Origin of the sequence: Floridaenema fluviatile BLCC-F154 (assembly GCF_041929135.1) — a bacterium.
Classification (GTDB): domain Bacteria; phylum Cyanobacteriota; class Cyanobacteriia; order Cyanobacteriales; family Aerosakkonemataceae; genus Floridanema; species Floridanema fluviatile.
In genome coordinates this window covers 1-24,473 of the sequence record NZ_JBHFNS010000093.1, presented here as the reverse complement: position 1 = coordinate 24,473, position 24,473 = coordinate 1, and the positions used below count along the sequence as shown (strand labels likewise).

General features: G+C 37.9%; 20 protein-coding genes. 6 read left to right on the top strand and 14 right to left on the bottom strand.

Annotated elements, in window-relative coordinates; translation table 11 throughout:
- Window positions 1-364: 364 nt before the first annotated feature.
- Both ACE1B6_RS27060 and ACE1B6_RS27055 read left to right on the top strand, forming a co-directional pair.
- Entirely contained in the window at window positions 365-3,520 is a 3,156-nt protein-coding gene (locus ACE1B6_RS27060; RefSeq protein ID WP_413260408.1) for a right-handed parallel beta-helix repeat-containing protein, read from the top strand.
- A gap of 718 nt (window positions 3,521-4,238) precedes the next feature.
- Window positions 4,239-7,622 (top strand): right-handed parallel beta-helix repeat-containing protein, encoded by a 3,384-nt coding sequence (locus ACE1B6_RS27055; RefSeq protein WP_413260407.1) that lies wholly within the window; start codon window positions 4,239-4,241, stop codon window positions 7,620-7,622.
- 285 nt (window positions 7,623-7,907) lie between these two features.
- Here the strand turns inward: ACE1B6_RS27055 and ACE1B6_RS27050 are convergent, their stop codons facing one another.
- Together ACE1B6_RS27050 and ACE1B6_RS27045 are read right to left on the bottom strand one after the other, a co-directional pair.
- A complete protein-coding gene (locus ACE1B6_RS27050; protein WP_413260406.1) occupies window positions 7,908-8,867 on the bottom strand; it encodes a polysaccharide lyase in 960 nt (319 codons plus the stop codon).
- Window positions 8,868-9,000: 133 nt separating this feature from the next.
- Complete coding sequence (locus ACE1B6_RS27045; RefSeq protein WP_413260405.1) at window positions 9,001-9,540, bottom strand: tetratricopeptide repeat protein; 540 nt, start codon at window positions 9,538-9,540, stop codon at window positions 9,001-9,003.
- Window positions 9,541-9,837: 297 nt separating this feature from the next.
- Between ACE1B6_RS27045 and menB the strand changes: the two genes are divergently transcribed.
- Both menB and ACE1B6_RS27035 read left to right on the top strand, forming a co-directional pair.
- Window positions 9,838-10,671, top strand: a complete 834-nt coding sequence (gene menB, locus ACE1B6_RS27040; protein ID WP_413260404.1) for a 1,4-dihydroxy-2-naphthoyl-CoA synthase — start codon at window positions 9,838-9,840, stop codon at window positions 10,669-10,671.
- A 216-nt stretch (window positions 10,672-10,887) separates the two neighbouring features.
- Window positions 10,888-12,129, top strand: a complete 1,242-nt coding sequence (locus ACE1B6_RS27035) for a M20 metallopeptidase family protein (RefSeq protein WP_413260403.1) — start codon at window positions 10,888-10,890, stop codon at window positions 12,127-12,129.
- A gap of 66 nt (window positions 12,130-12,195) precedes the next feature.
- On the opposite strand, the gene ACE1B6_RS27030 is transcribed toward ACE1B6_RS27035, so the two are convergent.
- Window positions 12,196-12,801: a glutathione binding-like protein gene (locus ACE1B6_RS27030; protein WP_413260402.1), complete on the bottom strand. Its 606-nt coding sequence runs from the start codon at window positions 12,799-12,801 to the stop codon at window positions 12,196-12,198.
- 114 nt (window positions 12,802-12,915) lie between these two features.
- Between ACE1B6_RS27030 and ACE1B6_RS27025 the strand changes: the two genes are divergently transcribed.
- Window positions 12,916-14,784, top strand: a complete 1,869-nt coding sequence (locus tag ACE1B6_RS27025; protein ID WP_413260401.1) for a hypothetical protein — start codon at window positions 12,916-12,918, stop codon at window positions 14,782-14,784.
- A gap of 130 nt (window positions 14,785-14,914) precedes the next feature.
- Here ACE1B6_RS27025 and rppB read toward each other — a convergent pair whose 3' ends face one another.
- The 3 genes from rppB to ACE1B6_RS27010 form a co-directional block, all read right to left on the bottom strand.
- Window positions 14,915-16,309 (bottom strand): two-component system sensor histidine kinase RppB, encoded by a 1,395-nt coding sequence (gene rppB, locus ACE1B6_RS27020; protein WP_413260400.1) that lies wholly within the window; start codon window positions 16,307-16,309, stop codon window positions 14,915-14,917.
- Between the two features lie 188 nt (window positions 16,310-16,497).
- Window positions 16,498-17,190: a two-component system response regulator RppA gene (gene rppA, locus ACE1B6_RS27015; protein WP_413260399.1), complete on the bottom strand. Its 693-nt coding sequence runs from the start codon at window positions 17,188-17,190 to the stop codon at window positions 16,498-16,500.
- Window positions 17,191-17,228: 38 nt separating this feature from the next.
- The gene (locus tag ACE1B6_RS27010; RefSeq protein ID WP_413260398.1) at window positions 17,229-18,812 is read right to left on the bottom strand and encodes an HlyD family efflux transporter periplasmic adaptor subunit; all 1,584 of its coding nucleotides are present in this window, start codon (window positions 18,810-18,812) and stop codon (window positions 17,229-17,231) included.
- Window positions 18,813-18,899: 87 nt separating this feature from the next.
- Here ACE1B6_RS27010 and ACE1B6_RS27005 point away from each other — a divergent pair, with 87 nt between their 5' ends.
- On the top strand, window positions 18,900-21,044 hold the full coding sequence (locus tag ACE1B6_RS27005; protein WP_413260397.1) for a peptidase domain-containing ABC transporter: 2,145 nt from the start codon (window positions 18,900-18,902) through the stop codon (window positions 21,042-21,044).
- A 61-nt stretch (window positions 21,045-21,105) separates the two neighbouring features.
- Here ACE1B6_RS27005 and ACE1B6_RS27000 read toward each other — a convergent pair whose 3' ends face one another.
- The 8 genes from ACE1B6_RS27000 to ACE1B6_RS26965 all read right to left on the bottom strand — a co-directional run bounded on the left by ACE1B6_RS27000 (window position 21,106) and on the right by ACE1B6_RS26965 (window position 24,065).
- A complete protein-coding gene (locus tag ACE1B6_RS27000; protein ID WP_413260396.1) occupies window positions 21,106-21,285 on the bottom strand; it encodes a hypothetical protein in 180 nt (59 codons plus the stop codon).
- Between the two features lie 44 nt (window positions 21,286-21,329).
- A complete protein-coding gene (locus ACE1B6_RS26995; RefSeq protein ID WP_413260395.1) occupies window positions 21,330-21,542 on the bottom strand; it encodes a hypothetical protein in 213 nt (70 codons plus the stop codon).
- Window positions 21,543-21,672: 130 nt separating this feature from the next.
- Window positions 21,673-21,867: a hypothetical protein gene (locus ACE1B6_RS26990; RefSeq protein ID WP_413260394.1), complete on the bottom strand. Its 195-nt coding sequence runs from the start codon at window positions 21,865-21,867 to the stop codon at window positions 21,673-21,675.
- A gap of 22 nt (window positions 21,868-21,889) precedes the next feature.
- A complete protein-coding gene (locus tag ACE1B6_RS26985; protein ID WP_413260393.1) occupies window positions 21,890-22,066 on the bottom strand; it encodes a hypothetical protein in 177 nt (58 codons plus the stop codon).
- A 130-nt stretch (window positions 22,067-22,196) separates the two neighbouring features.
- Window positions 22,197-22,373: an eCIS core domain-containing protein gene (locus ACE1B6_RS26980; protein ID WP_413260392.1), complete on the bottom strand. Its 177-nt coding sequence runs from the start codon at window positions 22,371-22,373 to the stop codon at window positions 22,197-22,199.
- Window positions 22,374-22,405: 32 nt separating this feature from the next.
- The gene (locus ACE1B6_RS26975) at window positions 22,406-22,609 is read right to left on the bottom strand and encodes a hypothetical protein (protein ID WP_413260391.1); all 204 of its coding nucleotides are present in this window, start codon (window positions 22,607-22,609) and stop codon (window positions 22,406-22,408) included.
- A 101-nt stretch (window positions 22,610-22,710) separates the two neighbouring features.
- The gene (locus tag ACE1B6_RS26970) at window positions 22,711-22,902 is read right to left on the bottom strand and encodes a hypothetical protein (RefSeq protein ID WP_413260390.1); all 192 of its coding nucleotides are present in this window, start codon (window positions 22,900-22,902) and stop codon (window positions 22,711-22,713) included.
- Between the two features lie 269 nt (window positions 22,903-23,171).
- Window positions 23,172-24,065: an AraC family transcriptional regulator gene (locus ACE1B6_RS26965; RefSeq protein WP_413260389.1), complete on the bottom strand. Its 894-nt coding sequence runs from the start codon at window positions 24,063-24,065 to the stop codon at window positions 23,172-23,174.
- Window positions 24,066-24,473: the final 408 nt, after the last annotated feature.

The following is a 24,473-nucleotide window of genomic DNA, read 5'->3' as shown; positions in this document are numbered from 1 at the left end:
GGTGAGACTGCTAACTGTAAAAGTCTGATTTGTCAATGGTTAATTTGCAGATTCCAGAGGTTTAGATCGACAGTTTGCAGCTTTCACCCAAAACCAAATTTTAGAATCACAAAACCTGTTTCATTGAGCTTGAACTAAAGAGAAAGGAGAGAAAATAAATTATGCTTCTCTGCCTTTAGCTTGAGTTATAAAGCAAGTTTCTTGTCTGTTTTTTTCCTAAAGTTGAATCACGTAATGTAACCGTTGTTTGCTTTGAATAGCCAAACAATGGATTTAGTTCGTGATTGATTAAATCTTTGGTGAATCCGTGCAGAAACTACAGAATTTTTGGTAATAAATCGGCAAATTAAGTGATAGGTGAATCATGGAGTTTGAACTAGGTTCATTGAGTGCTTACAATAAGCAGACTGAGTTTGTGAGTACATCCGAGCCAACGGATTTATATAAATTCAGTGTGGGACAACAACAAACTGTCAGTATGTTTCTCAGTGGTTTGTCAGCAGGGACGAAAATAGAACTGTTTGATAATAATGGAACGCTGATTGATAGTTCGGTTAATTTTGGGACGGCTAACAATGGGGGAACAACAGGGGGATTAATTACCGAAACTTTAGCTGTGGGTGATTACCAAGTTAGAGTTTCTCATGTTGATGAAATTACTGGTAATCCACTCTATGACCAAGGAGAAAAGTATAGCTTAATTTTCCAACCACATGATGAAGCAAATACAGTAGTTGTGGCATCTTCTAGTTCGGAAAATAAAGATGGTGCTGATTTTTTAACTGATGGGACTGGGGATCAAGAGGAGATTAATCAGGCGATCGCACAAGTCGGACAAGCTGGAGGCGGAACTGTACTTTTGTTAGATGGTACTTTCAATATTACCGATAACATTTTAACAATCTACGATAATGTTACTTTAACAGGAGTTGGTTGGGGTACCGTTCTCAAACAAGGGAATAATGTCGTATTTACTAATGCGGGAATGGTGCGTTCTGCTGCTAATTCATCTGCGGGAAATATTGCTAAACCTGTTTATATTAACCAGCATTTTCGACACATGAGTTGGGATGGTAATAAAGCAAATCAAACTAGCAGCAAAAATGCTTATGGCAACTTTGGTTTTTATCAAGATAGTAGCTTTGAAGATCTGCGAGTTCATAGTTTCAAATACTACGGTTTAGATCCTCATGAAAATAGTGATGCTAAAGTCCCAACGTTGAGATTAACAGTTAAAGATAATTTAGCCGATCGCAATGGTCAAGACGGGATCACATTAGATAACATTGTGGATTCAGTAGTTGAAGATAACATTAGTGATTCCAACAACCGACATGGGATAAATGTAGTTACCAACTCGGACAATAATGTTATTAGAAATAATGTTGTTACTAGTAACGGTTATCGGGGAATTGTTGTGCAGTCAGGAAGCGATAAAGCTAGAACTTCTGACAACAACCTGTTAGAGAACAACATCGCTAAATTTAACGCCAGAGATGGGATTTATTTAGAACTAGCCGAAGGAACCAAAGTTAAAAACAACTTTGTCGAAGAAAATGGTCAAAGTGGGATTCATTTAAAAGGTGCATCAGATAGCACTATTACTGACAACCAGTTACTAAATAACTCGCAATCTAAACATCAAGGTTACAGCGAGTTACTGGTTAATCATTACTTGAATACCAGCACGAATGAAACTACTTACTCAACTAACAATGTTGCGGAAAACAATATTATTCTCAACAATCAATCAGTAGTTGCGAAGTACGGAATAGAAGAAAAAGATCCAAAGAACGACTTCAACACTTACAAAGATAATACCATTCAAGGAACATATAAAACCAGCCGAATCCAAGGGCCAAACTCCAAGGAAATTTACAGTGTTAATCAAGCAGGTCGAACTTTTTGGAATTCAGAAGAAGGCGATCCTTTAGCGGGAATTACACAAGCTCCTGAGTATGTCAAAATTGATTACAAAGCTAACGATGGTGCAGGTAATACTAAGGAAGCTTCTCGTGATGTTGGCAGTTTAACGGAGTACAAGAAATTCACTGATTATGTTGGGGAATTTGATGCTAATGATTTCTATAAATTTAGTATTGACAAGGAAGAAACTGTTAGCTTATTTGTCAATGGTTTAGCTGCGGGAACTACGATCGATCTGCTCAATAGTGATGGTTCAGTTTTGAAGAGTTCCACAAATAAAGGTACTACTTGGACGGAAACTGATAGCGGTAAAACTGAAGGTTTAATTAGCGAAACTTTGGCTGCGGGTACTTATTTTGTCAACGTGAAGCCAGGGGAAATGACGGGTAATCAGATTTACGATAATGATGAAAAATACAGTGTCATTTTTCAACCTCATGATGGATTGAAGACAGTTGCAGTCGCAGCGAAAGATACTGTAAATCAAGGTGGTGCTGATTTCATTGCTAGTGGAAGTAATGACCAAAATGTGATTAATCAGGCGATCGCACAAGTGGGAATGAATGGTGGTGGTACAGTCTTACTTCTGCCAGGAACTTTCAGTATTTCTGATAATGTTTTGCTTACCTACGATAACGTTACTCTTTCTGGTGTAGGTTGGAATAGTATTCTCAAACAGGCAAATAATGTTGAATTTGAAGATGCCGGAATGTTGCGTTCTGCACTACACTCCGCAGAGGAAAATATAGCAGTTCCTCGCTTCTACAATCAAAATATTCGCCACTTGAAATTAGACGGTAACAAGAAAAATCAAACCACTACTCGGAACGCTTATGGTAATTATGGTACCTACGGTAATAGCACTTTTGAAGACTTGCGAGTAACTAACTTTGCTTACTACGGTTTTGATCCTCATGAAAATTCTTATGCTCCTGTTCCTACAGTGGCATTAACTATCAAAGATTCTCTGGCGGATCATAATGGTCAAGATGGAATTACGATCGATAATTTAGAGTATTCTTTGGTTGCTGACAATATTTCTGATTCTAACAAACGTCATGGTATTAATGTAGTAACTGCTACTCAATATACCAACTTCTTTAACAACGTTACTACTAACAATGGTACTGGTGGTAGTGGTAATGGAATTACAGTTCAACCAGGAGCAATAGATTTATCGAGAACTTCTGATTACAATTTGTTTGAAGGCAATATTTCTCGATACAACAAAACCAGTGGAATTTACTCATATTTGGGTAAAAATAACGAATACAGAAACAATATTGTGGAATACAATTCCACCTATGGAATTCGTCTCCGATCTTCTTCCTACAACACTGTCAATGGTAATCAACTGCTAAATAATTCACAAGCAGTTAAGGGTGGTTACTCAGAAATTTATATTGATGATGACACTACTACCTTCTCTACAGAAAACATTGTGGAAGGAAATTTAATTGTCAACGACCCAATTGACCAAGCAAAATGGGGTATTGGAGAAAAGAGTATTTCTAACTCTGGCAATACTTTAATTGGCAATATTATTCAGGGTCTAACTAAACAATATCGAGTTTATTCGGAGGTGACTGCTTGATTAAGGAAAGCTGCAAAAATTACATTTGCTAGCAAAAATAGTGCGTTATGGTATCACTAACGCACCCTATAAATAGCTGAAATAAAAAAATTAGGATCGGGAAATTTTCTCCTGTATCCTAATTTGTGTTTTGTATTTTTTGAGAGAGTTTGAATTCAATTAGATTAATAATTAAAATGCTTTTTCCCAAAAATCAAATAAAGGATAAAAATAATTTATAACTCTAGACATTATGGCTAATTCTTTACCAAATCTTTCCCTAAACTTTAAAGATATTTTATTAAAAAAAGGCTTATTTAAACTTATTGTGAAGTGAATAGAACTGAGTTGATGGTTATTCTATAAAAAGCCAAATTTGCGAATTTGAATTTCTCGTTCAAAATACGTATAGTAGAAATACATAAATAGTTAATTGGCAGGGTCACTAAGTCAGAGTACAAAGATTTGAGATTTGGTTTTTGACGCTAAATCATGCAGTTGAGTTAGAGAATTTCTGAAAGCAGTATTAGGTTTTTGCTCTTCAGTGCCTCTAGATAAAAATCATCACTAATTAATTCTTTTGGCACTACAAATAAAGGATGCAGCGACTAATCTGCAAATTTTATTGAACGCAAAGCTGGTACTTAGTACCGATCGAATTAGCCAATCAAAGAAATACGGCTTTTCTATCTTCAAAATAGCGAAACAATCACTAATTTAGGACTCTCAGAGGTTTTTAATGTTAGATCCCCAAGTAAATCCTGAACTTAATCAGGAACAACAAAATCAAACCACTGCGGCTAATACTTTTGATGACGCATTGGGTACAACTCAAAATTCCCTTAATTCTACTAATGACGATCCAACGACGGCTCAATTTAATGAAGCTTTAGCCAGGGTACAAACAGTAGATACAATTCCTGATGGTGCTGGTAATACTTTAGCAGAAGCTCGTAACATAGAGGTTTTAACTGATTATCAAAGTTTCACGGATGCTGTTAATGCCGAAGATCCAAATGATTTTTACAAATTGACTTTAGATCGAGAAGACACAGTTAGTGTATTTCTCAATGGTTTAGCTGCTGGAACCAAAATAGAACTGTTAGATAATGCAGGAAATCTAATCGAAACTTCAACGAACACGGGTACTAGTTGGAGTGCAAATAACAGCGAAGGTACAGGAGGTTCGATTACTAGAACTTTAGCAGCGGGAACTTATTTTGTTAACGTTACACCAGACGAAATTACGGGTAATCTGCTTTACGATCAAGGTGATAAATATAGCTTGATGTTCCAGTCACACAGCGCACCTGACACTATTGTAATTGCTGCTGCTAATACAGAAAATAAAGGTAGTGCGGATCTCTTTGCTGATGGTACTGACGATCAAGAGGTAATTAATCAAGCGATTCAAGAGCTAGGAGAAAAAGGCGGTGGTACGGTACTATTATTAGACGGAACCTACGACATTTCTAATAATATTATGATCACCTATGACAAGGTTAATTTGCGTGGCGTAGGTTGGAATACACATTTGAGACAGGCGGATGATGTCGTATTTAGTTATGCGGGAATGTTGCGATCGATGTTCGCCAAGAGTTCAGACAATGTGATTAAGTCTTCTTTCATCGATCAGAATTTTAAACATTTCCGTTTGGATGGAAATAAAGCAAATCAAACCAATTCTAAAAATGCCTATGGTAATTTTGGAACTTATGAAGGTGGTAGTTTTGAAGATTTGCGAGTTCATGATTTTAAATATTATGGACTCGATCCCCACGAAAATAGTTGGGCGGAAACACCTACTGTCGGATTGTTAGTTAAAGATAACTTAGCCGATCGCAATGGTGTAGATGGAATTACGCTGGACAACGTTGTAGATTCAGTGATTGAAGATAACATTAGTGATGCCAATGGTAGACATGGAATTAACATAGTTACTGATTCAGAAAACAACATTATTCGTAATAATGTAGTGGCAAATAATCAGGCTCATGGAATTGTCGTGCAGTCAGGTTCAGATAAGACTAGAACTTCCGACAATAACATTTTAGTTGGCAATGTTAGTAAGTTTAATAATCGTCATGGAATTTACGTTGAGTTAGCCAACAACACGCTGGTAGAAAATAATCTGGTTCAAGAGAATGGACAACATGGAATTCAGTTGCGATCGGCTTCATTTAACACAGTTCGTAATAATCAATTGCTGAATAATTCTCAACAGGAAAACAATCGCTACATTGAAATTTATGTAGATGATTACAGCAGAGAAGTTGGCGGTGAATGGCTATATTCCACTAACAATTTGATTGAGGAAAATAATATCCTCAACAACAAAACTAATCGCGCCAAATATGGAATTAGGGAAAGAAGTCCTAATGATGATTTCAACACTTATAAAGACAATATCATTGAGGGACCGGGCAAAGACTATAGCATTGTGGGACAAAATTCTCAGATCGTAATTGATGGCAATGCTAGTACTCTTACCACAGGTAGAACTGTTTGGGATGCAGCAGTTGGCGATCCAATGAAGGATATTAACGAAGCTCCCAAATACGAATTTGTTGATTTCAAAAATAACGACCAAGCTGGGAATAATCAGGAAACAGCTAGGAGTTTAGGTAGCATAACGGATTACTTTAAAGTTGAGGATTATGTAGGGGATTTAGATCTGAGCGACTTCTACAGTTTTAATGTAACTGAAGCCGATCGCTTTAGCATTTTTCTCAATGGATTAGCTGGCGGAACTAAAATAGAATTGCTCGATAGTAATGGCAGCTTAATCACTAGTTCCACTAACAAAGGTACTACTGGTAATAATGCTACAGAAGGTTCAATTACCACAGATTTAGATGTAGGTAATTACTTTGTGAATGTGACTCCTGGTGAAATGATTGGTAATTCTTTCTGGGATAACGATGATAAATACAGTCTGTTATTCCAACCACATAATGCTGACGAAACTTTCACAATTGCAGCGGCAAATAGCTCAGCAGAAGATAAAGCTAGTGCAGATTTTGTGGCTACTGGTAAGGGCGATCAAAACTTAATTAATGACGTGATTAGGCAAGTCGGACAAAGTGGCGGTGGTAGTGTAGTGTTGTTAGGTGGAACTTACGATATTGCTGATAACATTCGGATTGTTTATGACAATGTAAACCTTTCTGGTGTCGGTTGGTTAACGCATTTGAGACAGGCGAATAATGTAGTATTTGAAAATGCGGGAATGTTGCGATCTGCCTTACATTCGGAAGCAGAAAACATTTTAATTCCTCGTTTTTACAATCAAAATGTTCGCCATTTGCGGCTAGATGGTAACAAGGAAAATCAAACATCTGCATCTAACAGTTACGGCAATTACGGTACTTACGGAGATAGTAGTTTTGAAGATTTGCGGGTAACAAACTTCGGTGCTTATGGTTTCGATCCTCACGAAAATTCCTACGCACCAGTACCGACTATTGCCTTAACAATTACCGATTCCCTAGCTGACAATAATGGCAAGGATGGGATTACAATTGACAACTTGTTGTACTCTTTAGTGGCTGACAATATTTCCGATTCTAATGTCCGACATGGGATGAATATTGTGACTGAATCCCGCTACAATGATTTTGTGAATAACATCACTACTAATAATGGCGGGAATGGGATTACGGTGCAACCTGGTGCCGTTAATATATCTCGTACTTCCGATTTCAACCTGATTCGGAACAATATTTCTAGCTTCAATCAGCGGAGTGGAATTTACACTTACTTAGGTCAGAATAATGAAATTTTTGGTAATGTTGTTTCTGACAATGGTAGACATGGAATTCAGGTGCGATCGTCTTCTTACAACCTGATTAGTAATAACACATTACGCAACAACGGGCGAACAGAAAACAACAAGTATCATGAGATTTACCTAGATGATGATGGCGTGACTGCTTCTACCCATAACGAAGTTTATAACAACGATATTGCCAACGATCCAACTTTAGAAATTCGCGCTCGTTGGGGAATTGCAGAACGCACCAACATTGATGATTTCAACATTCTTGATGGTAATATTATTAGCGGTGTCTTCTCAAATAAACCCATCCGTTTGTTAGGGCCAAATTCGGTCATTTTGTCTTAGATTTTTTCCAGATTTACAGCTAAGTTTGAATTTTCCCCCTGAAAAGGGGGTCTTTTTTTAGTTATTAACTTATAGTTGTAGGGTGCGTCAGACATCAATACTGCTCGGTTAAGAGTAGGGGCGAAGCATTCGGGCGACAATTTATGACTCAAACCCTAGATTTTCTGTCCGAATGCTTCGCCCCTACAAAGGCAAAAAATGCTTAACCGAGAAGTATTGCGTCAGACATAGATTTGATTGAAAGTATTAAGGGTTAAACTTCTGACGCACCTACTAATTTTGCTTTTATTGATTTACAGAAGTTACAGAGAAATTTGCAAAGTCTGCATACACATCTTTAGAACTTGCCCAAGAAGAATCTCCACCACCAAAAAAGGTAGAAAAAAGAATGCCTTCAATTTTTAAATCCTTAGTAGTACGAAAAGCTAATTCTTTTTCATCTAGTACTTGTTCACCATCGAACCAAACCCGAATTCTGCCATCATTTTTTCCGGGTTGATTGAGGGTTAATTCTTGTTCGATAAAGTGCCATTTTCCTGGTTGGAATTGCCAGTTACCTCTGCCTAATGAAGTACCATGTTTTTTACTGGTAGGGAGATAAGCATAAACTTCGCCATCACCGTTGCGTCTCCACATATAGCGGGTAGAAAAGCCATCCGTACCGTCAGGAATTTTGCCTCCGGTGTTATTATTTCCCCCAAATAATCCGGGTAATTTTCCACCTTTTACAAAGTCAAAGTTGTCAGAAAATCTTACATAGTAACTTAAGCGTAAAGCGTCGCGTGGTTGCATATTTAAGTTGGCGAAAAATTGAGCACCGCCTAAAGGTGCTTCTTCTTTCCTGTTGACTGTGGGGCTTGCAGATTTTTCTGGGTAGCGTACTCTCAGGTATTTAGTAAATTTACTGCGGGGATTTTCCATGACTTCAATATTTTTTAATCCCCAAGAACCAGATTTTTTTACGCCCCATTCTTCTTGCCATTTATTACTGGTAAAATCATTTGCCCAAAGAGATGATTTGTTGTCAGAGTTTGGGTTTTCTTTTGGTTCTGGTAGATCTTTGGAGTTGGGGGATGGCGATGAGGTTTTAGTTACTTCTGTTGGTTTTCGATCGAGAGATGAACGTTTAGCTAAAACTGTTTCGGTTGCGCTGGGTTTAGTGCAACTGAGTAAGGTTAAAGACAGCAAGCAAATACTGAAAATTTTAGGCTTTTTGCTGGTTAGGAAAGGAAATTTTGTTTTCATAAAGTTAGGGCAAATGACTTAGATATATTTTAGAAGAAATCACCGATTAATTGATATCTATAAAAAGAGAGAAAAGACAAAGTTTGTCTTTTCTCTCTCCGCTTAATTCGATTCTTTTTAAGTAGACTTCAAGTTATTTAGCTAGCTGAATTGACAATCGTCTTCCGAGTTGCTTTATTAAAGTTAAAGCTGGCTTAATTACTTGTTCTAAGAGTGGTTTTCTTTCGATGCCTAGTGCGCGATCGAAACTGTTATATGCTTGTTTATACAGATTGAGTCGCTGTAAAGCAACTCCCCGCATTACCCAAGTTTCGGAATCTTTTGGATCTAGGAGTAAAGCCCGATCGCAACTTTCTAATGCTTCCATGTATCTTGATAGAAAAATCAAAACTGCTGCCCGAAATGCCCAAGCTTGTTGATGTTGCGAATCTAATAATAAAACTTGGTCAAAATTGAACAATGCAGCTTGATAATCAGTAAGATTTGCCAGCACTTCTCCCCGACGATACCAAGAGTCAGCTTGGTTGGGCATGATGGCAATTGCTTGGTCAAAATATATTAGTGCTTCCTGAAAATTTCCGGCACTTAGTAATGAACATCCCTGTTTGTGCAACACCTGATAAGTATTTGTTCGATCGACACCTGATTGGGAAACTTGGTGAGATATTAACATTGCACTACTCCTGGGGACAAGTTCTAATAACAATTTGATGGTGTTTCTATTTTCAAAATTTCCCATTGAATTGACATCGTGAGAAATTGCAGCTTCACTGAGGTTTTGTTTCCGTATATCCTCGATTCAGTTAGATATAAGTTTTTAGTGTCTCACGGATTGACAAAATAGACAGAGTATGCAGTACAAGGCTGAGGAAGAAAATTTTCCATTTGCTGTGCGGTGTTAGGGCGATCGCTGTCAGAATCGGCGTTTCAGGACAGATAATACTGTAAGTCGATATTTAGATCATCATTTATGCAAGTTGAATGGCAAACTGTTAAAACTTACGAAGACATTCTTTATCACAAAATGGACGGCATAGCCAAAATTACTATTAATCGTCCTCATAAACGTAATGCCTTCCGTCCAAAAACTGTTTTTGAACTTTACGATGCTTTTTGCGATGCCCGTGAGGACAGAAATATTGGGGTAGTACTTTTTACTGGTGCGGGGCCGCATACTGATGGGAAATATGCGTTTTGTGCAGGGGGCGATCAAAGTGTGCGCGGAAATGCGGGTTATGTTGATGATGATGGTGTGCCGCGATTGAATGTGTTAGATTTGCAACGTTTAATTCGATCGATGCCCAAGGTTGTGATTGCTTTGGTGGCGGGATATGCGATCGGCGGAGGTCATGTTTTACACATTATTTGCGATTTAACAATTGCGGCAGATAACGCAATTTTCGGTCAAACTGGGCCCAAAGTTGGGAGTTTTGATGGCGGTTTTGGTGCTAGTTATTTGGCGAGAATTGTGGGACAGAAAAAAGCGAGAGAAATTTGGTTTTTATGTCGGCAATATGATGCGAATCAAGCTTTAGAAATGGGTCTGGTTAATTGTGTTGTTCCGGTGGCAGAGTTGGAGACGGAAGGAATTAAATGGGCTCAGGAGATACTGGAAAAAAGTCCGATCGCAATTCGCTGTTTAAAAGCTGCTTTCAATGCTGATTGTGACGGACAAGCAGGGTTACAAGAACTAGCAGGAAATGCCACGCTACTTTATTATATGACCCAGGAAGGAGCAGAAGGAAAACAGGCATTTTTGGAAAAACGTAAACCCGATTTTCGGCAATATCCCTGGCTACCATAAAGTAAATTGTAGAGACGTTGTATACAACGTCTCTACCGATTGTTAAACAAATTGCACTTGTAATGACAACGACTAATTGTGTTAAGCTATATGAAGAAGTTCCAATGGTACAACGAAGTTAGTGGTGTGAACAAAAGCTGGCTTTAACTAAGCAGCAAAAAATCGGAACTAAAAATCTATATCCCAATCCAAATTTCTCCTATTAAAGTCTTAGAAATGATATCCACATTACCCAATTCTCCTAACGTAGATTTATCTCGAATTCGATTAGAGATTCGACAATTACAGCCGCAGCTTGTGGTATGGCGCAGAACAATTCATGAACGTCCTGAACTTGGTTTTAAAGAAAAATTGACTACAGAATTTATCGCTAAAAAGTTAACCGAATGGGGAATTGAGCATCAAACTGGGATTGCACAAACAGGTATTGTTGCAATTATTAAAGGGGAAAAAGTTAGTTCGGAAATAGCTAGAAAAGGGAAAGTTTTAGCGATTCGGGCGGATATGGATGCTTTGCCAATTAAAGAAGAAAATGAGGTGAGTTATCGATCGCAACATGAAGGAATTATGCACGCTTGCGGTCATGATGGACACACCGCTATTGCATTAGGAACAGCTTATTATCTTTACCAACATCGGCAAAATTTTGCCGGAACAGTAAAAATTATTTTCCAACCCGCAGAAGAAGGGCCAGGTGGCGCACAACCGATGATTGAAGCGGGAGTATTAAAAAATCCCGATGTTAATGCCATCATTGGTTTACATTTGTGGAATGTCTTACCAATGGGAACAGTAGGTGTGCGTACTGGTGCATTAATGGCAGCTACGGAAGCATTTAATTGCACAATTTTTGGTAAAGGTGGACATGGGGCGATGCCTCATCAAACTGTAGATTCAATATTAGTTGCTGCCCAAATAGTTAACAACTTACAAACTATTGTATCCCGCAATATTAACCCGATCGATTCGGCAGTGGTAACAGTGGGAAAATTCCATGCAGGTAGTGCATTTAATGTAATTGCAGATAAAGCGGAAATAGCCGGAACAGTGCGATATTTTAACCCTGCTGTCGGTGAAATAATTCCCGAAAAAATTGACCAAATTATTGCCGGAGTTTGTAAAAGTTACGGTGCAAAATACGAACTAGATTACCGCCGACAATATCCAGCAACAATTAATAATGCAGAAATTGCAGAATTAGTCAGATCGGTAGCAGTAAATGTGGTAGAAACTCCCGCAGGAATAGTGCCAGATTGTCAAACAATGGCAGCGGAAGATATGTCTTATTTTCTGCAAGAAGTTCCTGGTTGTTATTTCTTTTTAGGTTCAGCTAATCCCAGTTTAAATTTAGCTTTTCCCCATCATCATCCCCGGTTTGATTTTGATGAAACTGTGTTAGGAATGGGTGTAGAAATCTTTGTGCGTTGTGTGGAAAAGTACTTTTCTGAAGAGTATTAATTTTCAGGATAGATTCCCGACTTCTTGACAGATATCCGACTTCTTCAGAAGTCGGATATCTATATTCTAACTGGGTACTTTCATTCCTTCTTGTACTGCTGGACGTTGCTGCATTGTTTCTACCCAGCGTTTAAGATTTGGGTGATTATCTAAAGTTAATCCTTGAAATTCATAAATTGCTACCCAAGGATAAGTAGCAATGTCAGCAATAGAGTAATTACCGCAGATAAATTCCTGGTTTGCTAATTGGGTATCTAAGACACTGTAGAGGCGTAAGGTTTCTTTTTCGTAACGTGCGATCGCATAATCAATTTTTGACGGCGCAAAGTTTTTAAAATGGTTTAATTGCCCAAACATTGGCCCAACGCTGCCCATTTGAAACATTAACCATTCCAACACCTGAAAGCGATTTTTAGTGTCAGTTGGTAACAATTTCCCAGTTTTTTCTGCCAAGTAAATTAGAATAGCCCCTGATTCAAAAACAGTTATATTGCTTTCTCGATCGACAATTGCCGGAATTTTACTATTAGGATTAATTGCCATAAATTCCGGCGTAAATTGTTCTCCTTTGGTGATATCAATTTTATGCACATTGTAAGGAAGACCGACTTCCTCTAACATAATAGAAGCTTTGCGACCGTTAGGAGTGGTGAAGGTGTAAAGGTCAATCATATATTTTGTTGGTAGTTGGTAATGGGTAGTTGGTGATTGGTAAATAACTATTTACTTTTGCCAAATGACCTATGACTAATCACTAATATGGTAGTGTAGCGAAAAAGTTGGTTAATGAAAATTAAATTTATTGTAACTGTTGTTTTAGTTAGTTTAATCAGTTTTGCTTGTGCTGTTGGTATTCCAGCAAACAGTAAACTACCTGTTAAACAAGATAATTATTTAGTAGCAGTTCAGGAGAGTTCGGCAAGAAATGAAGAGACTGCTTTTGCTGAACGTAGTCTTGCTATTCGCCAAAAAATAGCCGCCCAAAATTTAGATGAGTTGGATGTTTGGTGGCGGAGAGAAAATATTGGCGATCCTCATAAATACTTGTTACCTGTTATTTTAGCTCGTTTAAGTTTGGGAGAAAAGTACGATCGCCAACACAGTTGGAACATCCTATTAAACATAGACAAAGATCGATCAGATATTTACCATTTTCGCAGTATTTATGATCTGCCAATTTTCTTTTATTTTCGCGATAAAATGCCAGACAATGTAAAAGAATATTATCGTAGTATGGTGGAATCAAACCGTGTTAAAGAATGGCTAGAAACTGGTACAGAAAACCACATGATGATGCAACGTCTTTCTGGTTTAGCATTAATAGATGGTAGTGGATGGTCAAATAGCGATCCGGCGACTCCTGCATCTATTGAAGCTTGGTTGCGTGCAGAAATTAATAAATTTCTAACTATTGGACAAGGGGAATTTCACTCTTCTACTTATTATGGATATAGCATTGGAGGTTTATTAAATCTTTACGACTTTGCCAAAACTCCCGAATTAAAAGAATTAGCAAAAGCTGCTTTAGATTGGTATGCTGCTAATATGGCAGTTCGCTTAAGTTGGGGAACTGCGGGAGGTGCGGAAAGTCGAGGTTTCGATCGCGGAACTTGGGATGAAACTTCCTTATCAGCTGTGGCTTGGATGTGGTGGGGAGATGATGTTAAAGTTGCTGAAAGAATGCGAAAAAATGTTACCCCATTAGCGTTACTTGCTGGTTTAAGTAGTTACCGTCCGCCCGCAGAATTTAAAGCTTTAGCTAGAAAAGAAATTCCTTTACCTTTTCAACTTTTAGCCAGTCATCCAGCATATTACAGCTATCACGAAGATAACCAATTTTGGGAAACTTTTTATATTACGAATGACTACAGTTTGTCTACTTTATTAATTCCCGGAAAATCCTATCAAACTAAAGGAACTATTAATGCTCAATATGCTACTTATAAATTAGTAGTGCGTGACCCTAAAAGAGAGAATAATGCTGTAATTAGTTTAGGGGGAACTTATCATAATTTAATGGGAACTGGGCGAAGTCCGGGCGATCGATATTTGCAAAAAGATGGGACTGTAATTTATCAATTGCGGTTGAATGAACAGGACAAAAAAGCGGGAGTTCCCAATCGATCGCATTTAGTTTTACCTGCAAGTTTTGGGCAAGCAAAACAATATAAATCTTGGTATATTTGGCGGATTCACGAAGTTTGGTTGTGTGTTCGTCCTTGGGGAGAAATAAGTTTACTTTCCCCGATTTCGGAACGTTATAAAGACTATCAAGCTTTGGTGGCGAAAGGCGATCGCACTGCTTGGATTACCGATATAGCTAGAGTTAGCGATTATCCAGATTTTCAGCGTTTAACTGCGGCGTTAGATCGAAGTGAAATTGGCGATCGACAATGGGAAAGTGTCGGCAAATTAACCTACACTAGTTTAGCTGGAAATCGTTTAGAAATGACCTATCAACCAAATGAAGCTATCAGTCGCGCCATGATTAATGATCAAGAACGAATATTAAAAAATTGGTCAGTTTTAGAAAGTCCTTATTTGCGCCAAAGTTTAAAAAGTGGAATTTTAGAAATGTTTTTGCCTGGAAAAACCTGGCGTTTACGCAATACTTTAACCAGCCCCAAATGGGAGTTAATATCAAATCCAAGTTAACTCATCTCTTGAGCTTCTTCTTCCTTCGTTTTCTTCGTGTCTTCGTGGTTCAAAAAATCTTTTTTTTAAACCACGAAGACACGAAGAAAACGAAGAAAGAAGAAGATAAGATTATTGGGTTTTAATATTTTTAAGAGAACCATTTCAGGGAAAAGGGGTAGTTAGTACGATCGCTCTCTTGCGCTGTATTTTCTAAGGGTAATTTAATAGTAAAAGTACTCCCTTTGTTTGCTTCACTTTGTAGTTGGATAGTACCTTTGTGAGATTGAGTGATTGCTTTGGCGATCGCTAATCCTAATCCCGATCCGCCTGTGTGACGAGAGCGATCGCTATTTACCCGGTAGAAGCGATCGAAAATTCGCTTTTGTTCAGCAGGAGGAATACCAATACCTGTGTCTTGAATTTGAATTAATGCTTGATTGTCAATACTATCTAATATAACTTTTACTCGACCTTCAGCAGGAGTATATTGAATCGCATTAATAATTAAATTAGAAAATAAGCGATAAAGTTGTTCTTCGTTACCCATAATATTAAGGGGATTATTTACTCGAATTTCTGAGGTTAAATTGACGGATTTCGAGATTGCTAAAGCAGTAAATTCTTCGACTAAATCGTTAATAATATCATCTAAATAACAAACTTTAAATCGGGTTTTTGTAGCTGGTTGTTCCAAGCGAGCTAACAGTAATAAATCAGCTACTAATTGAATTAAACGTCGGTTTTGCCGAGCGATCGTTTCAAATATTTCTTGTACTTCTTTAGAGTCAAAATTAGATATGGGATGGGCTGATTCTATTGTTGCTTGTGTCGCTGCTAATGGTGTTCGCAACTCATGAGCAGCATCGGCTGTAAATTGTTGGATTTGCTTGTACGATCGGTAAATTGGTTGCATTGCTAAACCAGCTAACCACCAACTAGAAATAGCTACTAAAATTAATGTAGTTGGTAATCCCAACTTCATGATCCATTTCACATTATTCAGATAATCATTAAAATCTTTGAGACTGCGCCCGACTTGAAAGTAACCCCAATCCCGACGATCGCGAGTATGCAAAGATATAGAAATTTGATGATAAAAGTTGCCTTTACTATCTTGAAGAGTTTGCCATTTTTCCTTATTCAATATTAGTGGTAAACCCTCTGGATGATTACCAGCTACAGCAATTAATTTACCTGAATTATCAAAGAAACGAATATAATAATTCCCTTGATTAATGGCGGTGAGAATGTGACGAGAAAAATTGACTTTCTTTGCCATACAGCTAGATCCTGCTAAACAAAGATTGGGTAAAAGTTCCTCAATAATTGGTTCTAAAACTCCCGGTTTATTTAACTTTAATTCAATGCTGTCATGGAGTGTTCCAGCTACAGATTCTAACTCGCGGTTAATCGCAACATGATGAGCATGAGCGATCGCCTCATACACACCAAATCCCGACAAACTTAAAATTATTCCCATCACTCCAGCATAAGATAAAGCTAAGCGAGTGCGAGTTCTGTTAAATAGTTTATTTTGATTCATAATTAACTTTTGTTCCTAGTTTTAGATCCCCCTAAATCCCCCTTAATAAGGGGGACTTTGCATTGAGAAGCTTCTGCTTAGATCCCCCTAAATCCCCCTTAATAAGGGGGACTTTGAATCCGGTTCCCCCCTTGTTAAGGGGGGTTAGGGGGGATCGAACCAACAACATTTGTAACTAACAAATTGCCTTAATTAGGGTTAAAACGATATCCCATACCATGCAAAGTTTCAATCAAATCAGGACAACTATTAGCAGCTAATTTACGCCGCAATAAACGTACTTGCGCCGCCACAACATTACTAATAGGTTCTGCACTTAATTCCCATAATTGAGTGCGAATTTGATCGGTACTCAGTACAAACTTAGGATGTTTCATAAAGTATTCCAAAAGTTGAAATTCTTTAGTAGTTAGAGAAATCACCTGCTTTTCACCTTTGGTATTTTGGAAACAAACTGTGCGAGTGCTGTATTCTAAAGTTAGATTTCCAACTGTTAGTTTTTCTGGTTGAAGTTGAGGCGATCGCCTTTGCAAAGCTCTTAGTCGAGCCAAAAGTTCCGCCATTCCGAAAGGTTTTACTAAATAATCATCTGCGCCAGCATCTAATCCAGCGACTTTATCTTCTTCATGATCTTTTGCTGTTAGCATTAAAATTGGTAAAGGATTGCGTTGCGATCGCACTTTTTTGCACAACTCTAATCCTGAAATTCCTGGTAACAACCAATCAAAGATCGCCAAAGTATATTGTGTTTGTTCATCTGATAAATAATTCCACGCTTCTTTGCCATTTTGCACCCAATCAACTACATACTTTTCTTGGTGCAAAATTCGCTTAATTGCTGCACCCAAATCTGGCTCATCTTCGACTAATAGAACTCGCATACAGTCAAAAATAAAACTCGATCGCTCAACTACCTTTATTATATATCTGTGAGCAACCGAGCTTTTCTTAGGAGAAATGAAAGAATTGTTTCTTGATGAGTAATAATATTTGTTGTAACTTCCATTCCTGGTTGAATCGGATACTGACAACAACCTGATTCCCCAGTTCGATCGCCTTTAAACAAATAACTTTTTTCTGGTTGAATACTTACTTCATAATATGAGGGAGTTTGAGTAATAGTATTATTTTGCGGAATTATTGCATCAGGAGCGATCGCACTCACCTTTCCTGACAAAACTCCATAATCAGGATAAGGATAAGCAGAAACTCGCATTAAAGATTTTTGACCTAAAGCAATTTTACCAATATCTTGAGGAGCTACTTTAGCTTTAATAATTAGTTTACCAGAACTAGGAGAAATTCGCGCAATTGTTGTACCTACTTCTACATTTTGTCCTGAATTTCGTAAATTTAATTGAAAAATTGTTCCGGTGACAGGAGAACGCACAATAGTTTTTTTCAGATCTTCTTTTAACTGTTGCAACTCTTGGCGATCGCGATTTATTTGATTTTGAATTTCCACTCGACGCTGCACTAAAGCTTCTCGTTCTTGTTTTAAATTCGCCAAAGTTACCTCACCTTTCGCTTTTTCTTCTGCGATTCTTTCAGTAGCAATTACAACTGCTGCATTAGTAGGATTAAGAGTAGCTTTAACTCCGGTTAATTTAGCTTTAGCTACAGCTATCGCTTGTTGTTGTTTGGTAACAGTTTTTCTTTGACTTTCAACTACTTGCTTTTGTACTTCTAAAGCCGCCTTTTGTCCAGCTAATGCTTGTTTTTGTTGGTCAACATCCAGTTTGATTTCTTCCAGTAAATCTAAGGAAATTGCCCCAGAATTTCGTAAAGGTGAATAGCGATTAAATTTAGAAATTGCTGCTTTTAAACTGGCTTCTGCTGCTTTTAAATTAGCGATAACTGTTTGTAAATTTGCTTGTTCCTTTTGTAAATCTTTCTGGGCTTTTTGCCATTCCGATTCAGCTAATTTTAAGTTAGCTTCGGCGGCTTGTACTTCTGTAATTATACTAGTTTTTTGTTCTTGATACTCTTTTTGCTTGCGACTTAAATCAGCTTGAGCCGAAGCAATTGTCCTTTCTATAGCTCGTCTTTCAGCGTTTAATTGATTTTCTAAAGCGTTAATTTGAGCAGAAATTTGATTTAATTGAAGTTGGTAATTTTGCAGATTTCCTTCGAGTTTACTTTTTTTTGTTAACAGTTGAGAGGAATCTAGAAAAGCGATCGCTTCTCCCTGTTTAACAACCTGATTCTCCTTAACTGAAATTTGTTTAACTACTCCCGCAGTCGCCGCTTCCACAATGCGAATTTCTCCCGTAGGACGAACAGTAGCCGGAGCTTTCACAGTAACATTGTAGGGAGCGATCGCCGCATAAGCGATCGCCGTTCCCATCGTTCCAACTAACAATAACCCGCCAACAACTGCCCATCTACTAATAGGGGGTAAAAATTCATCCGGTTTAGCAGTTTGCAGAAAAGCAGAGTTCACTTGATAACGATTTTTAGATTGGGATTCAGAAATTGTCGGTAAACTAGTTGTATCTGTCATAAATTTGGTTTTTTTTGCCTGATATTTTGCAATTTATATGGATCTAATTATAAAGTATTTACTAAGGGAAAATTTTAGCAATTTAACATGAAGAATCCTCTCGTTTTACAGCATAGTGAAGAAGATTGTGGTGCGGCTTGTCTCGCTACCATTGCTAAATATTATGGGCGGAAATTTGCAATTTCTCGCGTTAGAGAAGCAGTGGGTACAGGACAGTTAGGGACAACTCTTTTAGGATTAAGAAGAGGTGCGGAAACTTTAGGATTTGACACTCGTTCAGTTAAAGCATCTCCTGAGTTGATCGATCGCCTAAATGAAGTTCCCTTACCTGCAATTATTCACTGGAAAGGTTATCACTGGGTTGTTTTATACGGACAACGAAGAAATAAATATGTTGTCGCCGATCCAGCAGTGGGAATTCGCTATTTAAGCAAGCAAGCATTAATGGAAGGATGGACAAACGGTGTCATGTTACTTTTAGTAATAGATGAAGACCGTTTTTATGAGCAAAAGAGCGATCGCATTTCCGGTTTTTCCCGTTTTTTAAAACGAGTTTGGAACTATCAAGGACTTCTCGCAGAAGTATTGCTGATCAACTTAGCAATTGGCATTCTTTCACTCGCTCTACCAATTTTAATCCAAATTATTACCGACGAGGTAATAGTTAGAGGAGATTTGCAGTTATTAACTGTTGTGGCTATTGGGGTGATGGTGGCGATCGTTTTTAGCAATCTATTACAGTTAGTTCAATCCTATTTAGTTGCTCACTTCGCCCAAAGATTAGAATTAGGTTTAGCCTTAGAATTTGCCCAACAAATTTTACAACTCCCTTTAACTTATTACGAATCTCATCGCAGTGGAGAAATAGTCAGCCGCCTGAGAGATATTCGGGAAGTTAATTTGTTAGTTTCGCAAGTAATTATCAGCTTACCAAGTGGATTATTCATTGCTTTATTATCTTTAATTTTAATGCTGATTTACAGTTGGAAACTAACAGCAGCAGCTATCCTTTTAGCTGGTTTAATGACTCTTTCAACCTTCATATTTTTACCCGCACTGCAACAAAAAACCCGTGATGTTTTAGTCACAGAATCAGAAAATCAAGGTGTATTAGTCGAAACTTTCAAAGGTGCATTAACTCTGAAAGCTTCCAGCGCAGCACCCCAAGCTTGGGACGAAATGCAAGGTCGTTTAGGTCGTTTAGCTAATGTTACATTAAAGCTATTAAAAATTGCCATTATTAACAATGTTTTTTCTAGCTTAATTTCCGGGGTTGGTAGCATTGCTATTCTTTGGTTTGGTAGTGTTTTAGTAATCAACCAAGAACTAACTATTGGTCAATTATTAGCTTTTAACGCTGTGAATCGCAATTTTACCAACTTTATTAACACCCAAATCAATTTTATGGATGAATTTGCCAGAGCGAAAACAGCGACTCAGCGTTTAAATGACATCATTGATGCCACACCAGAAAGCTCGGAAGATAGCCAAAAAGAATGGGTAGAAATTGCTAACAATGTCGAAATTAATTGTACTAACCTCAACTTTCATCATGTTGGTAGAGTAGACTTGCTCAAAGATTTTTCAGTCACAATTCCAGGGGGAAAAGTTACGGCATTAATTGGTAAATCTGGTTGTGGTAAAAGCACTCTGGCTAAGTTAATTGCTGGGCTATATTCCTCACAATCTGGTAACATTCGCTTTGGTGCTTATAACCAAGATGACCTTTCTTTAGAATGTCTCAGATGGCAAGTAGTTTTAGTGCCACAAGAACCGCATTTTTGGAGTCGGGCTATTGTGGATAATTTCCGTTTTAGCTATCCCCAAGTAAGTTTTGAACAAATTGTTGCGGCTTGTCAAATTGTCGGTGCTGATGAATTTATTAGTCAGTTACCTGACAAATATAAAACGGTTTTGGGAGAGTTTGGGGCTAATATTTCGGGTGGACAAAGACAACGATTAGCGATCGCTCGTGGCATTGTCACCGACCCACCTGTGCTAATTTTAGATGAATCAACAGGCGCACTCGACCCAGTAACAGAAACGGAAATTTTAGACCGACTTTTAGCTTACCGTCAAGGCAAAACCACAATTATTATTAGCCACCGTCCGAGAGTAATTCAACGAGCAAATTGGATTATTTTGTTAGAACAAGGTCAACTGAAACTAACAGGAACTACGGCAGAATTAAGCAAACTTCCGGGAGAACATTTGGATTTTTTGAATCCGTAATTACTCCGAAATCTATCGCCGAAGAGTTGACCCAATTTCAAACTAAAAACCCAATTTTCCTTTATATCCACCAGCCGGATATGTCGCAAGTACCACCCCGACCCGGCCCATCAGAAGGGAAGCGAGAGCCACCAGAAATATTTGCTTGATTTTGTTCGGTTACTTCCACCACTAAATTTTGTAACTGTTCGCTCTTTAAAACAGGCGGAGATGGTTTTTTAGTTGAGGATTTACGAAACATTTATTTAACTCCTTTGTGATTTTGTACTCAAAAAATTTGCCAATCTAGAACCTGAACGTCGCTCGAATAGCGCCATAAGATCCTGTTTCTTGATTTTCGATCACCAAATAGTTCAATTCAATACTGGCATAGCGATTGTAGTTCCCACCAACAATTATCCCTTCCTTTGTTTCACCTAGATCTGTCACCAATGCTTGCAATCGATCGCTATCTAAAACAATCTTAGGAGCTTGTTTGGTTGAAGGCTTGCGAATCATTTGTTTTACTCCTTTGTAAGTTTTTATTGAATGATTGGTAGATGCGATCGCCCCTTATTTGTGATTATTTAAACATTAGGAATTTTTGAATCTTTAAGGATAGCGATCGCTTCCTGACTTTCATTGGCTTCTAGAACCAAAAAAGTACGCCGCTTGATTTAGCAGTCTTAGCCTTATTCACTTGACCGAGGAAACTAGGTGTGGCGATCGAACCTCCTGCTAACAACTCCTCCCGTTTTTCGTCCAGATTTTCAATCAGTTTTTCTGACGAAATCCTGCCTAAACTATCTTTCAATGCCACTCTTTTGGAAAACAAATTAATCATTGGTTTGACTCCTAAACCTCAACTAATCAATTTTTGGGCCTACGACAACAATTTCTTTTGGTTTTGAGGATCTTGCTAACTCAGCCTCAAACTCTTGCTGAAGTCGCTGTAAGTTATATAAACTACCTCCACTAACGAGTTCAGCTTGAGAATCATCTAATTCTTGCCAAATATCTGTTTTGATTTTTTCTTTTTTCATGGTCACTTCTCCCTAAAACAAAAACCTTAAAGCCAATTTAGAATTGGCTTTAATCTCCACAAAATTTTCCCTATTCCGCTACATTAAAGTTGGAATACTACAAATTACTAATTCAAACAAAAGCAACTTTCTATGCAGCGAAGATAATTATTTTTGTTTGGGAAGAAACAACACCGTTTTGTTGAACAACATGAGTTAATTCATGGGAGATTGCTCCTCCTTGGTACTGACTAGCTTCAACCTCAGAAATTTCTCGGTACAAGCTTCGATCTAATGGCAATGTTTGGTTTTTTGATGACTTAGCCACAATAGATTAATCTCCTCTAAATGCGATCGACCTTAAGCAAAAGGATTAGCAAATAGCAGTACTAGCGCAGTAATTTTTGGAGGAGTAATAGTAAGTTTGTCGTCAAGAGGACTAATAGTTCCACCAGACAATGATTCTTGATCGTTATCTGTTAATTCCACGATCATTTCATTAGCAGGTACATCTTTTGAAGATGATTGAGAAATGCTTTTGTTTGAATGTTTATTAAACATCATTCAACTCCTAAATTCAACTATGATTTACGTCCAACAATGGGGTAAGGAAGCGATCGCATAAGATTGTATCAGATCGAAAACCCAAATCAAAAAATTGCCGCTTAATTATACTTTCCGGCGTAAGGATCGATCGCCCAACCCCAATCTCTTGCATTGTCGCGAATCCACTCCCAAATTGAGGGCGATCCACCACCTACCAATTGAGCACTTTCTCGATCGTTGATTTCAGTCAATAAAGTTTCAACTGAGTCATTTTGTGCAGATTGTAATTTCTTAGTTTCTTTCTTATTCATCAGATTTCCTCCTGTAGAATCATTTGAGAGCGAACTAACTATTTGCCAAGCACTAACATGAGGCTGCAATAGTAAATTTTTCGGGACTTTAGGAAAAATAAGTTAAATACCTGTTGATTGATTTAACCAGCTTTGGTAGATGCTGGAAAATGCCTAATTACCGTTTTTTAATTGCTACTGAAGCGTAGAACATCTCATCAAGATGCCTTAATAGTCGCAAATAATTGTACAAAAGTCTTGCACCTTCTTGCTGTTTTTGCACGAACTTGCTAAGAATTGAGAAAATTTCCTGGTGTTGTACCTGTTAACCGTTTAAAGTGGCGATGAAGATGACTTTGATGGTTAAAACCACAAGCGATCGCAGTTTCCGCAATACTCAACTTCCCTCGCCTTAATAGTTGTTTCGCTCGTTCTACCCGCTGTTGAATCACATATTGATGTGGACTCAAACCAGTAGATTGTTTAAACAATCGACTAAAATGATAGCGACTCATGCCGAGATAATTGGCGATCGCATCCAGGGAAATATCCTGTGTTAAATGAGCGTCGATATAATCAATTACTTTTCTTAGTTGCTGTTTTGGTAAACCCCCAGCATACTCCCGAACTAAAGCTTTTTGAATTGAGTAATTTTGCAAAAGATGAACAGCCAAAAAATTAGCAGCAGATTCAACATAAAGACGGCTATCTGAATCATTATTTTTCAGGTGTTCCTGAAGGTTCAATCCCATTTGATAAATCAAAGTATCCTGAGCGATCAAATGAGGTAACATCTCATATCGATCGGTATCCAACAACTCTAAAGCATGACTGCTCAGTAATTCATCATCTAAACTAAGCATCAAAATGTTAGCATCTCTATTCCAACGAATTACTTGAGGAATGTATACTGGACAAAGCCCAACAGCACCCGTCATCATTAAACCTTTTTCGAGATGCCGATCGGCAATTCTCTCTATCTCAAAACTTTGACCAAGATTAATAGCGATCGCGAATTTTTCCAGAGAATATTCAGGAGTTTCTCCTGGTGGTAAATAGTGCTGTTCTAAACCGATCCCACTCCACATTTTCCCCCTGCTAGAAAGTCTAGGTGGTTTGATGAAAAGCTCTGTCAAAGAATTTTCGCGGTTTGTACCAATATCTGGTGACTTTTTGCGTGACATTCTTCACCTCCTACCAGTAAGTGACTTTGTTATTTTACCTAACTGGTAGAAATAGCACCCCAATCTTATTGCTTATTTATCCATCATCAAATCAAACTCATCCCAATTTTTAGCATATCTGACAACTAAACGAAAATCACTAGGTCGAGAAGTTTTCCAAGCCCAATTATACATCCTGGTTTGATTTGCTGGAATTTCGTAGGCAGCTAATTTGCCATTACTTTCCAGATATCGCCATTTATTTTCTGGTTCATTATGTCCTTTTACGTGACGTTCTCCCCCGTTAATTTCTGCGAAATATAACGGGGGCTTCTTAGGACTAAAATAGAGCTAATTGCACTCCACTAAAACCCCAAGCTTCAGGCTTCACAGGCTGTCTATTGACGAAGCCTCCACCCGCAGAAACGA

Coding starts and splice junctions, on each gene's coding strand:
- ACE1B6_RS27010 (WP_413260398.1), bottom strand. CDS start 18,812: ATGACAGATACAACTAGTTTACCGACAATTTCTGAATCCCAATCTAAA.
- ACE1B6_RS26965 (WP_413260389.1), bottom strand. CDS start 24,065: ATGTCACGCAAAAAGTCACCAGATATTGGTACAAACCGCGAAAATTCT.
- ACE1B6_RS26990 (WP_413260394.1), bottom strand. CDS start 21,867: ATGATTAATTTGTTTTCCAAAAGAGTGGCATTGAAAGATAGTTTAGGC.
- ACE1B6_RS27045 (WP_413260405.1), bottom strand. CDS start 9,540: ATGTTAATATCTCACCAAGTTTCCCAATCAGGTGTCGATCGAACAAAT.
- rppA (WP_413260399.1), bottom strand. CDS start 17,190: ATGCGAGTTCTATTAGTCGAAGATGAGCCAGATTTGGGTGCAGCAATT.
- ACE1B6_RS26985 (WP_413260393.1), bottom strand. CDS start 22,066: ATGAAAAAAGAAAAAATCAAAACAGATATTTGGCAAGAATTAGATGAT.
- ACE1B6_RS27025 (WP_413260401.1), top strand. CDS start 12,916: ATGAAAATTAAATTTATTGTAACTGTTGTTTTAGTTAGTTTAATCAGT.
- ACE1B6_RS27005 (WP_413260397.1), top strand. CDS start 18,900: ATGAAGAATCCTCTCGTTTTACAGCATAGTGAAGAAGATTGTGGTGCG.
- ACE1B6_RS27030 (WP_413260402.1), bottom strand. CDS start 12,801: ATGATTGACCTTTACACCTTCACCACTCCTAACGGTCGCAAAGCTTCT.
- ACE1B6_RS26970 (WP_413260390.1), bottom strand. CDS start 22,902: ATGAATAAGAAAGAAACTAAGAAATTACAATCTGCACAAAATGACTCA.
- rppB (WP_413260400.1), bottom strand. CDS start 16,309: ATGAATCAAAATAAACTATTTAACAGAACTCGCACTCGCTTAGCTTTA.
- menB (WP_413260404.1), top strand. CDS start 9,838: ATGCAAGTTGAATGGCAAACTGTTAAAACTTACGAAGACATTCTTTAT.
- ACE1B6_RS27055 (WP_413260407.1), top strand. CDS start 4,239: ATGTTAGATCCCCAAGTAAATCCTGAACTTAATCAGGAACAACAAAAT.
- ACE1B6_RS26975 (WP_413260391.1), bottom strand. CDS start 22,609: ATGATGTTTAATAAACATTCAAACAAAAGCATTTCTCAATCATCTTCA.
- ACE1B6_RS27050 (WP_413260406.1), bottom strand. CDS start 8,867: ATGAAAACAAAATTTCCTTTCCTAACCAGCAAAAAGCCTAAAATTTTC.
- ACE1B6_RS27000 (WP_413260396.1), bottom strand. CDS start 21,285: ATGTTTCGTAAATCCTCAACTAAAAAACCATCTCCGCCTGTTTTAAAG.
- ACE1B6_RS27060 (WP_413260408.1), top strand. CDS start 365: ATGGAGTTTGAACTAGGTTCATTGAGTGCTTACAATAAGCAGACTGAG.
- ACE1B6_RS27035 (WP_413260403.1), top strand. CDS start 10,888: ATGATATCCACATTACCCAATTCTCCTAACGTAGATTTATCTCGAATT.
- ACE1B6_RS26995 (WP_413260395.1), bottom strand. CDS start 21,542: ATGATTCGCAAGCCTTCAACCAAACAAGCTCCTAAGATTGTTTTAGAT.